The organism is Paenibacillus sp. FSL M8-0334, from assembly GCF_038000405.1.
Lineage (GTDB): Bacteria > Bacillota > Bacilli > Paenibacillales > Paenibacillaceae > Paenibacillus_AQ > Paenibacillus_AQ campinasensis.
This window is the reverse complement of sequence record NZ_JBBOCH010000001.1, coordinates 1,150,233-1,164,212: the sequence shown is the minus strand read 5'-3', so window position 1 is coordinate 1,164,212 and position 13,980 is coordinate 1,150,233. Positions and strand designations below refer to the sequence as shown.

12 protein-coding genes are annotated in these 13,980 nt (G+C 53.4%); 11 read left to right on the top strand and 1 reads right to left on the bottom strand.

The annotated features are described in order from the left end of the window. Positions 1-178 precede the first annotated feature (178 nt). The 5 genes from MKX64_RS05085 (at position 179) to htpG (ending at position 4,857) form a co-directional block, all read left to right on the top strand. The gene (locus MKX64_RS05085) at positions 179-823 is read left to right on the top strand and encodes a hypothetical protein (RefSeq protein WP_095265507.1); all 645 of its coding nucleotides are present in this window, start codon (positions 179-181) and stop codon (positions 821-823) included. A 99-nt stretch (positions 824-922) separates the two neighbouring features. After that, complete coding sequence (locus MKX64_RS05080) at positions 923-1,492, top strand: hypothetical protein (protein WP_230875740.1); 570 nt, start codon at positions 923-925, stop codon at positions 1,490-1,492. Beyond that, positions 1,489-2,028: a TlpA family protein disulfide reductase gene (locus MKX64_RS05075; protein WP_095265506.1), complete on the top strand. Its 540-nt coding sequence runs from the start codon at positions 1,489-1,491 to the stop codon at positions 2,026-2,028. The genes MKX64_RS05080 and MKX64_RS05075 overlap by 4 nt, the downstream gene beginning before the upstream one ends. 16 nt (positions 2,029-2,044) lie before the next feature. Continuing rightward, positions 2,045-2,512 carry a hypothetical protein gene (locus MKX64_RS05070; protein ID WP_095265505.1) on the top strand — a complete coding sequence of 156 codons (468 nt, stop codon included), beginning with the start codon at positions 2,045-2,047 and terminating at the stop codon, positions 2,510-2,512. A gap of 467 nt (positions 2,513-2,979) precedes the next feature. Beyond that, entirely contained in the window at positions 2,980-4,857 is a 1,878-nt protein-coding gene (gene htpG / locus MKX64_RS05065; protein ID WP_095397638.1) for a molecular chaperone HtpG, read from the top strand. A gap of 103 nt (positions 4,858-4,960) precedes the next feature. Here the strand turns inward: htpG and MKX64_RS05060 are convergent, their stop codons facing one another. Further along, positions 4,961-5,923, bottom strand: coding sequence for a helix-turn-helix transcriptional regulator (locus MKX64_RS05060; RefSeq protein WP_155618296.1), 963 nt, complete (start codon positions 5,921-5,923; stop codon positions 4,961-4,963). A 264-nt stretch (positions 5,924-6,187) separates the two neighbouring features. On the opposite strand from MKX64_RS05060, the gene MKX64_RS05055 reads away from it, so the two are divergent. From MKX64_RS05055 to MKX64_RS05030, 6 genes are all read left to right on the top strand, one after another. Continuing rightward, positions 6,188-6,691 (top strand): DinB family protein, encoded by a 504-nt coding sequence (locus MKX64_RS05055; RefSeq protein ID WP_095265502.1) that lies wholly within the window; start codon positions 6,188-6,190, stop codon positions 6,689-6,691. A 72-nt stretch (positions 6,692-6,763) separates the two neighbouring features. Then, complete coding sequence (locus tag MKX64_RS05050) at positions 6,764-7,252, top strand: DinB family protein (RefSeq protein ID WP_095397637.1); 489 nt, start codon at positions 6,764-6,766, stop codon at positions 7,250-7,252. A 215-nt stretch (positions 7,253-7,467) separates the two neighbouring features. Next, on the top strand, positions 7,468-8,367 hold the full coding sequence (locus MKX64_RS05045) for a putative RNA methyltransferase (protein WP_155618297.1): 900 nt from the start codon (positions 7,468-7,470) through the stop codon (positions 8,365-8,367). Positions 8,368-8,727: 360 nt separating this feature from the next. Beyond that, on the top strand, positions 8,728-9,654 hold the full coding sequence (locus tag MKX64_RS05040; RefSeq protein WP_095265499.1) for a hypothetical protein: 927 nt from the start codon (positions 8,728-8,730) through the stop codon (positions 9,652-9,654). 228 nt (positions 9,655-9,882) lie between these two features. Continuing rightward, positions 9,883-10,920, top strand: a complete 1,038-nt coding sequence (locus MKX64_RS05035) for a LacI family DNA-binding transcriptional regulator (RefSeq protein ID WP_095397635.1) — start codon at positions 9,883-9,885, stop codon at positions 10,918-10,920. 241 nt (positions 10,921-11,161) lie between these two features. Further along, positions 11,162-13,729, top strand: a complete 2,568-nt coding sequence (locus MKX64_RS05030) for a glycoside hydrolase family 2 protein (RefSeq protein WP_341035455.1) — start codon at positions 11,162-11,164, stop codon at positions 13,727-13,729. Positions 13,730-13,980: the final 251 nt, after the last annotated feature.

Below are 13,980 nucleotides of genomic sequence, written 5' to 3'. Positions count from 1 at the left end.
CTTCTTCTTATTCTTCTTATTTCGTCTCCTCGGATGTCCATACCACCGCGGGTTGTTGATCGGGTCCGAGGCGGGAGGCAGCTCTGCGACACGAGAAAGTTGTGCAAATATTCTGACTGCGCAGCACATAAAATGGTGAAGAACTGTGTCGTTACGACGAGGGGAGGGCCTTCCATACATGCTGACAGCGATATTGTTCATGTTCGCGATCGGCGCTGCTGTTGCCAGCGTGGATACCACATGCGGGCTGAACGTACTTGGAAGCCTGGACAGCACCAAGGTTAATCGAACGAAGTATGCGCTCGTCTACACGGTATCATGCACGCTGGGCGGCCTGGCGGCAGGCGTGGCTCTGGGCGGGATCGGTTATCTTCTGTCCTTGGCCCCGATCAGCGGGCTGCAGTCGACCCTCGTCATGGCCGGGCTGGGTGTGCTGCTGTTGCTGGACGTGTTGAATATGTCACGGCATCTTCCATCAGGAAATTTCATCGTACCGTCCGAATGGATTCAGCATGCGGGATACCGTTCCGCCGCGCTGTGGGGAAGCATTCTCGGCATGGGCTTCATCACGCTTCAAGCCGGTGTATTGTTTCACGCGTATATGTTTGTCTCTGTGTTAACACTTTCCTGGCAGGCGAGCATCGCTGCGGGCGCGTGCTTCGGTGTTGTTCGCGGCGCCCTGTTCAGCCTGCCGTTCGTCCGCTCCGTTGTATACGCCTGGCTGGGCCATCGATGGCTGAAGCGCACCCTGCTGACAGCGGTCCGACAGATACTCTCCGGGGGGCTGATCCTTGGTGCGATTCTGTGGATGCTGATGGTCTGACCGAAGAGCGGGCCGGAGCTTCGCAGATATTCGTAGGCTGGTAAGCGGCGTGGCGGCAACACCAATTCATTAAACGATGAAGTCAAGGAGGCTTGCCGAATGATGTCTGCCGGCATGAGCATCGCTGTTGCGCTGGTCGTTACGTTTCCGATGCTGCTGTCCATCGCTGCTTATGGATGGAGCAGCGTGTTCGGGGATCCGCATCGTTTCCCGGGAAGCCCGCGGGTGCATCGGTTTCTGATGATCTGCCAGTTCGCTGGGGTGACGGCGGTTTATGCATTTCCTTCCTCTTACAGCCTGTATCTGTTGGCGTCGATTTATGCCGGCCAAGGGTTCGGTGCGGCTTATTACATTCACAAGAAGGGGAGGGTGGATTGCGGCTGCCTGGGGCCCCAGGTCCAATCGAAGTTAGGGCTTCCGCTCGTCGTGATCAATATTCTGTTCGCCGGAATATGCATCATCTCGAGCATAACGTATGGCTTTATCAGCCAGGAAGTAGCCGAGCCGCGTTTGGTACCGGTCGGGCTGCTGCTGGAAGCGATGCTGCTTCTGCTGTCACTGGTAGTCATTGTCGGGGTGCCGGATGCTGTTCATGCCATTCGATTGTATCGGAGGATGGCTGCCCGGCATGCGCCGAAGGTGCTGAAACGGAAGGAGAGAGCGGTATGAATGCGTTCTTCTGGATATCGTATACGATTCTGTGGCTGCTCGTCGTTCCTTTGGTGCTGCTAAATCTCGTGCTCTTCCGCCAGCTGGGCATTATGGTGATGGGGACGGCTCGGGGCGTCAACCAGTCGGGGATTCCTGTCGGACGCAAACTGCCCAAGGCCGAGACATCGACCCTATATGGCAAACCGTGGACAACGGAGGCCTTATACGGAAATTCCGCCATCATGCTGTTTGCTTCACCGACTTGCAAGGAGTGTGCGCGTATATTGCCGGACTTTGGAGCGGTTGCTAAGCAGTATGGCGTCAAGCCGATTCTTCTGCTGTTTGCGACGGCAGCACAGGGCCAGGCCTACATGCATGCGATGGAATATGACGAGGAAGTGCTGCTCGTGACTCCGGAGCTGGCGGAGCGACTGGATGTTGAGGTAACGCCGTTTGCGTATGCGGTTGATCCCGGAGGGATGATCCGACACAAGGGGCTGGTTAACAGCCGCGAGCAGTTGGAGGCCTATGTCAGGGCTGCGCGAGCTTCCTGAGTGAGAGGTGAACGTGATGAGACCTACATCATCCAATCGGGATGAGAATATGCAGGCGCGGATTAGCCGCGCAACCCGGAAGATCAACCGGAGAACGATCCTGAACCAATTCGCGCAAAAAACAGCCGAAATGCTGGCCAGGGCGTTCCTTTCCCCGGAAGAGAGCCTGGTTCCCGGTTCGTTTGCTGCCGGGCCTTGCCGCCCGCCGCACGGGCAGTATTGCAGCGGCTGTGGCGCCGATGCCTCCTGTCCGTCGGATTACGTCGTCTGCACCCCGAACACGGTCATTACGGACTGCAAGGGGCTATGCCCCTATCCGTCAGGATGGTGGTATACGAGCGATCCGGTCGGGCAAAGAGCCAAGTGTCAGGACTGCATCTCCCGCTATGTGCATCCGACTTTCGACAAAGAGGGCTGTTATCAAGGCGCGCATATCGATGGACGGTTCGTGATTTGCGCTTGCCGGTCCACGATCATGTATTAGTTCTGGCTTCCTGAAGGGCCATGCTCCACCCCTTATTCTTCAACTATCCCTGTCCGGTGTCCTTTGTATGATTATCCCTTTTGTTCAGGTGCTAGCTCTTTAGCTTCCTCCTTCGCATTATCATTTCGTCATCATTTCGTCTTGTTCTGGGGCATATCCTTGACTTTGAGTCTTGCCCTTGATCTCCGGCATTCAGGATCTACCGCTCTTCGTAAAATATGTTTCTCTTTCAGTCCAGCCTATCTGTTTCTAGGTTTTCTATGTTGTTGCCTGATCAAACGGGATAATCGTGCAAAGTATCTATGAACAACGAGTGTTGGTTGGGACATCAGAGGTTCGACCAATGATCTTGTGCGCACGGATTATTGACATTAAAAAATGGTACATGTTTAAATAGAAGAAGTGTTAGCACTCTTTATTAGGGAGTGCTAAAAACCTGATTCATAGCGGAAAGGGGAACACTTCACATGGCCAAAAAACAGTTTAAAGCGGAGTCCAAGCGTTTGCTTGACATGATGATCAACTCCATCTATACCCAGCGGGAAATTTTTCTGCGCGAGCTGATCTCCAATGCCAGCGACGCCATCGACAAAATTTACTACAAGGCACTGACTGACGATAACCTCGTATTTAACAAGGACGATTATTTCATTAAAATTACGCCGGATAAAGAGAAGCGCATCCTGACGATCTCCGATACCGGGATCGGGATGACCAAGGAAGAGCTGGAGAACAATCTGGGCGTCATCGCCAAGAGCGGTTCGCTTGCCTTCAAGACGGAGAATGAAGCGAAGGACGGCCATAACATTATCGGCCAATTCGGGGTCGGCTTCTATTCGGCGTTTATGGTGGCCGATGTCGTGACGGTAATAACGAAGGCGCTCGGCAGCGACGAGGCATACAAGTGGGAATCCAAAGGCTCGGACGGGTATACGATTACCTCGGCGGAGAAGGATTCGATAGGAACCGACATTATTTTGAAGATCAAGGACAATACCGAGGACGACCAGTACGATGAGTTCCTGGAGGAATATCGTTTAAGATCGATTATTAAGAAATACTCGGATTTTATCCGTTACCCGATCAAGATGGATGTGACAACCTCGCGTCCGAAGGAAGGCGCAGACAACGAGTTCGAGGAAGTACAGGAGGAGCAAACCATCAACAGCATGGTTCCGATCTGGCGCAAGAACAAGGATGAGCTGACCGAGGAGGATTACGAGAACTTCTATACTGAGAAACGGTATGGCTTCGATAAGCCGCTCAAGCATGTACATATCAAAGCCGATGGCGCGGTGGTGTACAATGCGATTCTGTTCATTCCCGAGCATACGCCGTTCGATTACTACACGAAGGAGTATGAGAAGGGGCTGGAGCTGTATTCCAACGGCGTGCTCATCATGGAAAAGTGCGGGGATTTGCTCCCGGATTACTTCAGCTTTGTCAAAGGGATGGTGGATTCCGAGGACCTGTCCCTCAATATTTCCCGAGAAATGCTGCAGCATGACCGTCAGCTGACGCTCATTGCGAAGAATATCAAAAGCAAAATCAAAAGCACGCTGCAGAGCATGCTGAAAGATGAGCGTGAGAAATACGAGAAGTTCTATGAAGCCTTTGGCCGCGGGTTGAAGTTCGGTGTCTACAACGAGTATGGTGCGAACAAGGACCTGCTGCAGGACTTGCTGCTGTTCACTTCTTCCAAGGAGAAGAAGCTGGTGACGCTGGACGAGTACGTGTCCCGCATGCCGGAGGACCAGAAGTATATTTACTATGCGGCCGGCGAGTCGATCGAGCGTCTGGAGAAGCTTCCGCAAACCGAGCTCGTGCTGGATAAAGGCTATGAGATTCTGTACTTCACGGATGACGTGGACGAGTTTGCGATCAAGATGCTCATGAAATATAAAGACAAGGAATTCAAGTCGGTATCCAGCGGGGATCTTGGCATCGAGTCCGAGGCGGAGAAGAAGGAATCCGAAGCGGAGGAGAATGAGAACAAGGAGCTCTTCAAGGCGATGGAGGGCTACCTGGAAGGCAAGGTGACAGCGGTAAAAGCGTCCAAGCGTCTGAAATCCCATCCGGTATGCCTGTCCTCGGAAGGCGAACTGTCGATCGAAATGGAGAAAATTCTGAAGGCGATGCCGAACGGACAGGAAGTCAAGGCGGATAAGGTGCTTGAGATTAACACCAACCATGAGGTGTTCCAATCGCTGAAGGCCCATAAAGACAATGAAGAGAAGCTGAAGCTGTACACGAATCTGCTGTACAATCAGGCGCTGCTGATCGAAGGCTTGCCTGTAGCGGATCCACTGGAATTCACTAACGATATTTGCAAAATTATGGTCTGACACTTTTGACTGCCTATCCTATTAGCGTGTTAGGTTCAGTCCAGATATGGAAGGAAAGCAACCCCCGACCTGCCAGCTGTTGCTGGTGGACCGGGGGTTGTTTTCAGGAATCGGTTAGAGATCCATTATATTTGGCGGATATGTCCGCCAGTATAGCTTTCATCCGGTCAATCACCGATTGCGGTTCTACCACGGTCGCTTCCGTGCCCAGCCCGAGAAAATAATGCGCGAAGTAATCCACGTCATTAGCAGGCACTTCGTGAAGGAGCCGCCCGCTCCCGTCCGCCCGAAGTTCGATGTGCGGGAAGGGCCATAATTCCGCTTCGGCCCGCTGGACGCCTTCCCGGGTAAGCTCGGCCACGATCAGCATATATTCGATTTGTTCAGCCCCTTGCGCCCTCCAGTTCCCGAGATGAATATGGCGGTGATCCAGCGGCTTTACATCTTCACGTACGACGGCCGATTTCATCCGGTCGCAGCGGAAGAGCCGGAAATCTCCCCGCAAGAAGCAGTACGCGGGACAGTACCAGAAGCCGTTGATGGCATAGATCCCTACCGGCTGAATGTTCCGATCGGACAAACCGCGCTTCGTTTCGTACTGGATGGCGACGACCTGCTGCGTTACGGCTGCATCGAGCAGCGTGTCAAGGAACAGCAGCTTCTGCTTCCGGGTGTGCGTCAGAAAGTCGACCCGGTTCTTCATCTGATCAATCCGGTCGCGGACATCGCCTGGCATATAATTGTAGAATTTTTGCAGGGCTGCTGACGATTCTGTCTCGAAAGGAAGGGATAAGTAATGCCGAAGGGCGTGACTGGCAAAAAACATCGCAACCGCTTCCTCCTCGCTGAAGGCGATCGGCGGCAGAATGCGTTCCCGCAGCACCTGATATCCTCCGTGCGGACCGACCTCGGAATACAGAGGCACCCCAAGCTCGCTCAGCTCTTGGAGATCCCGCAACATGGTGCGGGTGGAGACGCCGAATTGGTCCGCGAGTTCCTTGACCGTAAATTTTCGCATCCGGTTGACGGTCATCATCAGCTCCATCAGACGCTTGGATTTGGACATGAGGGGCCCTCCATCTTTTTGAATGATTATGACAATAGTTGTCACTATTATATCCTAAACTAAGAGCAGGTTCGAAGCGCGGTCTGTTCATCAGGCCGGCTGTCTGATAGTAGTCTGCCGATTGCTACTGATCGTCTACAGATCCCCTGCCGATTCCGGCTGCGCACGTGATCTGTCAGAAGTGGCGGGGCAGGTCAGCTGCCAGTCATCGCTGAGGCTGTATGTTCTTCGAACCCATTCTCAGAAGATTGCGGAGGGATTCTTATGTATGTGACCGTTGCAGATTTTATTAAGGAATGGAACCGGGAAGCTGATCTTACGTTGCATGTGCTGGATGGTCTGACCGATGAGGCATTGCAGCAGCAGGTTCATGGGGAGGGGCGTTCTCTTGGGAGAATCGCATGGCATTTGACGACAAACATTCCCGAGTATTTGACCGAGTTCGGGCTGAAGATGGAAGCCGTGCCGAATGCGGAGGTTGTACCTGCCACGGCGAAGGAAATCGCCGCTACTTTCCGTCAGGTCAGTGCCCGGGCAGCAGAGGTGATTCAGGCGAATTGGAGAGATGAATCGCTTGGGCAAGTTCAGGAGGCCTTTGGCAGACAGGAAAGCAATGCCGCCATCATCATGGGGCTGATCAAGCACATTGTCCATCATCGCGGACAGATCACCGTGCTGATGCGTCAGGCCGGATTAAAGCCTTATGGCGTCTATGGACCGCCGAAGGAAGATTGGGTTCGTTATGGCGTGGAGCATGCGCCGTTGTGAGGGCCAAGACGGACGGTTAAGTATGGATCGAGAGAGTTGGGACGATGATTAGAATTGAAGGGAGATTGGGTTATGAGTCAAGTTGGAGAACTGAAGCAAATGCTGTTTGAGGAGCTTGAACTGATTGTGAGGACATCCTCCAATCTGATCCGGAACATCTCGGACGAGCACTGGGATTACCGTCCCGCTGACAACATGAGAACCTTGCTGGAGCTGGTGCATCATCTGGTATCTGTTCCCGCAACCGATCTGTTGATTATGCAAGAGAAGCCGGAGGCGGACATCCGCAAGCTGGAAGGCGCCATCGCTGCTGACGGCCAGGACAAGGAGAAGCTGATCACGTGGATGGAGAGCGGGCTTGAGAACTTGAGATCCTACATGAACAGTCTGGAGGATGATGCGTTTCTGCATAAGAAGACGCGGCCGTTCTATCTGGAGCATGGAAGCGCGCAGGCCAAATGGCTGATCGAAGTGGTGACCCACGCCCAGCATCACCGGGCCCAGATGTTCAACTATTTGAAAGCGCAGGGATATGATATCAGCATGTTTGACCTGTACTAAGCTAGTCATGTTACAATGTGAGACAGGGGCATGCTTAGGATAGCCCCCAAACCACCCTTAAAGGATAGTTGCTCTTATGATCCATTACATTCGTTTGCGTTAATTAGAGGTGCAGTTGATAGCAAGCCCGGCCTTTTTTCAATGAAATTAGGCAAGGGTCTTCTTTCCTGCACCTTTTTTTATCGTAATAAACGAATGAAAAGGGTGAGAAGACGATGTCCCAACATCAACATGATAGATTACGAATCAGAACGAAAGCGCTGCGGCAGCACGAGCATCTATTTCGCTGCCCGGTATGCACCGCCTCGATGAAGTTTGCGGAGCATTCGGCGGCATTGGTATGTGACAACCATCATTCCTTTGATGTGTCGCGGCATGGCTATATAAATCTGCTTGCAGGCAGAAGCAGTACCAAATATGACAAAGCGCTGTTCCAGTCCCGGAAAAGAATGAACGACAGCGGTTTTTTTCAGCCGATGCTGGCTGAGATCATTGACGTCGTACAGGAATTGGCAGAGGAGCGCGGGCAGCTGACCCTGCTCGACGCCGGCTGTGGTGAAGGCTCGCATCTGACTGCGATTGGCCGTGCGCTGGATGGCGAGAAGCCGGGCCGATGCGTGCGCGCGGGGCTTGATATTGCCAAAGAAGGGGTTCTGACCGCGGCCAAGTCGGATCGGGATTCCGTCTGGTGTGTCGGGGATTTGGCGCAGGCTCCATTTGCGGATCAGCAGTTTGATGTCATTCTGAACATCTTGTCGCCTTCCAACTATGCGGAGTTTAACCGGCTGCTGACCGCAGAGGGGCTTGTGCTGAAAGTGATTCCCGGGATCGGATATCTCAAGGAATTGAGGGAAATGCTCTATCCTGATTCCGGTCATAGACGAGAGACGAACGACCAGCTGCTGAGGCTCTTTACCCGGCATTATGAGCTGGTTGCCCAAAGACCGGTTCAGTACCGTTATCAGGTGGGCCCGGCGCTGATGAAGGATCTGGTCTCAATGACGCCGCTGGCCTGGGGGGCAGCTGAAGAAGACATTACGGCGGTCCTTGGACAAGAGACGGCGGATATGACCGTTGATCTGATGATGGTGTGCGGCAGACGCAGACCGGGCTGAAGTGCAGCTTGCAATAAAGTATCATCTATAATAGGTATGCGGAAGGGGTCCTTATAGGTCATGAAACCTAAAGGGCCCTCTCTTTAATCTGTTCGACAAAAAGCGGCAAACCGATGGCGATGCGTGCTGGATAAGGGAAAGCTGTAAACCATCCACTGCGGATGACGATTCATAAGGATATACGATGCCGAAAGATATGTCCGAGGCGGGTAGGACCCTTGCGCAAGCAAGCAATAAAACTGGATAATGATAGTAAGTTTTGGGCTCCGGGTCAGGGTGTACCTATTGCCTATTGGAGAATGATGCTGCTTTGGGTACAATAACCTATGGATTATTCTGGTAGAAGGGTGGAACTTATTGATGTCATTTCTCCGAAAATCACTCCTGATCATGTGCAGCCTGCTGATTGCGACTGCTGTTCTGGTTCCGGCTGGTGCTGTCCATGCTGCTGACCAGAAATGGATCAATCAGGTGTGGAGCGACTACAAGGCGTTTAACAAGAAGACGGTGGATACGTACAACAAATATCAGGCCCGGATTGAGCAGGATTACAAACGCTTTAACGATAAAAGCCAGGCCGCGCTCGACGAGCTTGAGCGCAAGGTGCTGGAAGACCAGGAGCACTGGGTGCAGCTGCTGAATGACGATTATGAGGCGCTGAGCGCGAGATACGCGGACGGCAGCCTGAATATGCGGAACCAGCTGATGAAGTACAACCGTTACATTAACCCTGGGCATATGGGCAGCCCGATGTACAACTATGCGCGCCAGGCCAACATCGGCATGCTGAACAGCACGATGTGGAAGCTGGATAAGGAATTGAACGATGCTTTCCTGAACAGTTATATGTGGACTTACCGCGAGGCCATTAACCCGGCTTCTCTTAACAGCTCGGCCTTTAAATTTAAGAATACAGTGAATGAAAGCTATCTGAACAGCGCAATGTATAAGCTTCGGAACGCTTCAAGCTCCAGTTCGCTCAACAGCCCGATGTGGAAGTACAAGATGGGACGCATCAGCAAAACAGCGGCGAAGAACGAGTACAACAAGCTGTTCAAGAAATACACCACGGAGATGTCTCAAAGCAATGCCGTAAGGAAAAAAGAGATTGCCGACATGGCAAGCAGCACGCAGAAGAAAGTGGAACAACTATATATCCAGACGGTCCTATCTTTGGAAGAGCAGCGGGAGAAGACGCTTCAGAGCATATCCGACCTGCGTAAGGAAATCACGGGTGAAGGTCTGGAATGGGAGCCGCTGTTTGAAGAAGAGGAGATTAAATTTTAGAGGAGATAAAAGTTTAAGCGATCGGCTCGTGTTGGCCTCGGTGGACTGGAGAGACAGTCTGCTGAGGCTTTTTATCGTTTCGAGGTAGCGGATAGCAGCGTCTGGCTTATTATGCTTTGACTTCCCGGTCTATTTCCAATATATTATGTTTGTATCCTAACGCAAGCTAACGGAATGGCATTACATAAACTCCGTTCCCAATATATCGTTCAGGCAGGTAGACGAGTAATGAAAAATAAAGTAACGCTACAGGAAATTGCGGAGTTTGCGGGTGTATCCAAATTCGCCGTATCCCGTGCGCTGTCAGGCAAGCCTGGCGTCAGCAAGGAGACGCGGGACATGATATTGAAGGCAGCCGGTCAGCTTGGCTACTTCAAGGATCAGCCGCTGCCGGCGAAGGAGCGGTCACAGCTGCAGGAGGCTGACCATCGGAAATGGAGCGGGGCGGTGCTGGTGCTGTTCCCGAATGTGCGCCATCAGAACCGGGAGTCGCTGTACTGGGGGCCTGTGTTTGACGGCATCTCTGCCCGGTTGAATCAGAAAGGGCTCGATATTGTGACCCTTACGGAGCCCTCCAATGACCATATGTTCTCGCTTCTGAACCCGCAGGGGCTGCTCGGCATCGTCACGGTCGGTTCCGTCACGACGCAGAATCTGCTCGATATCAAGAAGCTGAACATTCCGGTCGTCATGATTGATCACATGGATCCCGCTTTCCAGTCGGATACGGTGTTCACAGATAACCTGTCCGCAATGCGGCATATGATGACCAAGCTGGTCAGCCGGGGCTTCACATCGTTTCAGTATGTCGGCAATATCGGGGATGCCCCGAGCTTCTACGAGCGCTATCTGGGCTATATGTCCGTGCTGGCTGACCATCAACTCGGCATGGGGCAGATTCCGGAGCTGATCAGCCCGGATATCGGCCTTCATTTTCAGGAGACGCTGTCCAAGGCGCTGACCGAGCACGAGCTTCCGGAGCTGTTCGTGTGTAACAATGACATCACCGCGATGTTTGTCATCGACGTGCTGAAGTCGAGAGGGATTGACGTTCCGGGGCAGGTTCAGGTCACCGGATTCGACAATACCTATGATGATCCGGCCATCCTGGCAACGGTCAACGTGGACAAGGAGCTCTTGGGCATGCGGGCTGTCGATCAGTTGCTGTGGCGGATTGTGAATCCAGGCTCCAATTATGAGCGGCTGCTCATCCAGGCCGATGTCCTGGTTCGCGAGCCGCATCCGGCCTTCCGGGAAGATGAATAGTTAGGCACGCAGCTGGAGGCTCCGATGCGATAAGCATCGGGGCCTCTTTATTTGTTATTCTTCTTGCGCTACCAGAAGGGGATCATCTGATTTCCTAGAAAACGATACATCTTTACCTAACATAATGAAAACGATGATGATTATTTATTAGGTTATTTGTTAGTTTAGTGATAATTTTATGGTTGACGACCGGGATGGCGGGTGCTATATTTTTGGAAAAACAGGATAAAAGGAGATCAATATGACCCTAAACGTTCTGAAGTTACATGCATGGAAATTCAAGGCCAGTGACGAGTCGGAATGGCTTCCCGCCAAGGTGCCTGGCTGTGTTCACACGGATCTTCTGCATAACGGAATAATTCCCGATCCGTTCTATGGCACGAATGAGCATGATTTGCAGTGGATTGACAAAAAGGACTGGGAATACGAGACGTCGTTCCGACTGGAGCCGGAGGTTCAATCCCAGGAGAGAGTCGAGCTTGTATGTGACGGTCTGGATACCTATGCCGAGGTATATGTGAACGGAACGCAGGTGCTGTCTGCCGATAATATGTTCCGCGCTTGGCGTGTCGACGTGAAGCGGTTCCTGAAGTCAGAGGACAATGTGATTCGGATCCGCTTTCGTTCGCCAATCCAGGAGGATCTGCCGAAGCTTGCGGCGCTGGGTTACCCGCTGCCGGCCTCGAATGATCAGTCTGAGCTTGGGGGGCTGGGCGACAAGCGTGTGAGCATTTTTGCGCGCAAAGCGCCTTACCATTATGGCTGGGACTGGGGGCCGCGGTTTGTGACCAGCGGCATCTGGCGGGAAGTGCGTATTGAAGCATGGTCCGAGGTTCGCATCGCCGATCTGTTCATCCGTCAGGATGAGGTATCCCCGGCTTCGGCCAGAGTGACCGCTATGGCAACGGTGGAGGCAACGCAGGCATGGCAGGGCAAACTGAGATTGACGGCCGCCGGTCGGCAGTGGGAGCAGGACGTGGAGCTTGCTGCCGGAACCCATACGGTGGAGCTGGAGATCGCCATTGCCGAGCCGAAGCTGTGGTGGTGCCGGGGGCTGGGAGAGGCCCATCAGTATGATTTTCATGCCGAGCTTGTGAAGGAACAGCAGGTGGCGGCTGAGAAGAAGGTGAGAACCGGCCTGCGCAGCGTCCGTCTGGTGCGGGAGCCGGATGCGCGGGGCACTTCGTTCTACATTGAGCTGAATGGAACGCCGGTGTTCGCCAAGGGAGCGAACCATATTCCGAACGACAGCTTTATTACGGAAGTGACGGCGGAGCGTTACCGGCACGAAATCGCGTCCGCAGCCGAATCCAACATGAATATGCTGCGTGTATGGGGCGGGGGCATTTACGAGGAGGATATTTTTTACGAGCTGTGTAATGAATACGGTATCATGGTGTGGCAGGACTTCATGTTTGCATGCAGCATGTACCCGGGTGACGAAGCGTTTCTCGAAAGCGTAAGGCTGGAGGCAGAAGAGAATATTGTACGCCTTCGCAATCACCCGAGCATCGTGCTCTGGTGCGGCAACAATGAGATTGACTCGGCCTGGGCGCATTATGACGAGCATGCCGGATGGGGCTGGAAGAAGGATTACACGATGGAGCAGCGCGAGAAGATTTGGAGCGATTATGAGGCGGTATTCCACCGGATTCTGCCTGAAGCCGTCTCTGCGTATGCGCCAGGGGCCGAATATTGGCCTTCATCTCCGATGGTATCGCTCAGCGGAGATAAAACGCAGCATGCCAATCCGTCCACCACAAGTGGAGACATTCATTATTGGGGCGTATGGCACAACAAGGAGCCGTTCAGCAATTATAACGTTTATGTCGGTCGCTTCATGAGCGAGTATGGCTTCCAGTCGTTCCCCGAGCCGAAGACGGTGCGGACTTACGCGGAGGAAGGCGATATGGAGCTGGAATCGAAGGTGATGCTGGCGCACCAGAAGAATGGGGCGGGCAATCGCCTGATCAAAACGTACATGGAGCAATATTATAACGAGCCGAAGGATTTTGAGTCCTTCCTGCACATGAGTCAGATTCAGCAGGCCGAAGCCATGAAGATGGCCATTGAGGCGCATCGCCGGAACAAGCCGTATTGCATGGGCACGCTGTACTGGCAGATGAACGATTGCTGGCCGGTTGCTTCCTGGGCGGGCATGGACTATCTCGGCAGATGGAAGGCGCTGCAATACGTGGCTAAGCGCAGCTTCCGGGACGTCAGCCTGTCCATTGAAGGCAAGGATCAGGAAGTGCTGGTGCATCTCGTCTCGGATGTATCCGAGAAGATCGCAGGCACACTGCACATTCAGCTGCTTGATTATGCGGGGAACGAGCTGAATGCCTTCGAACAGCCGGTTCGTGCGGATGAGCAGGCGGCGCTGGTTGTGTACCGGAAGACGGAGAGCGAACTGCTTGGCGGTCATGATCCGGCGCAGGTGGTGCTGCTTGCACGGCTGCAGACGGAGGACGGAAGTGAAGTGGACAGCAAGACGTATTTCTTCGTGAATGACAAGGCGCTCCGACTCAGCCGTCCGACGATTCGCGTTCGCGAGATCGAGGAGGACAACGGCGGCACGGCATTCGTGCTGGAGAGCGATGTGCTGGCGCGTCATGTGTGGCTGTCGCAGGAAGAGGAGGGGATCTACAGCGACAACTACTTTGATCTCATTCCAGGGATCCCAGTGACGGTTGCCTTCTACCGCCGCAGCGACGAGGATCAGCCTTTCGTGCCGGGAAGCCCGGGTTCAGTGAAGGTGCGGTCGATGGTTGACTGCATTGATCCGGCAGCGGTGGTGACGGCGCAGTAGAGCCGGCCGAAACGACGTGCAGTATTCCCGATCTCGGCTCGAGCTGATGTAGGCGGGCCCTGCGATTGCTTGGGATAAATAAAAAAGTGGCGATGCAAGGAGATGATCCTTGTATCGCCACTTCTCATTATCGGACAGGTGGGCCAAAGGCAGCGCCCCGACCCGCATGGTGCTATCCGTGGGCTTTGCAGCATTATCCCGTTTGATCAGGCAGCGTAGAAGCATATTTAGAGCCGACTAACTTTTTCGGC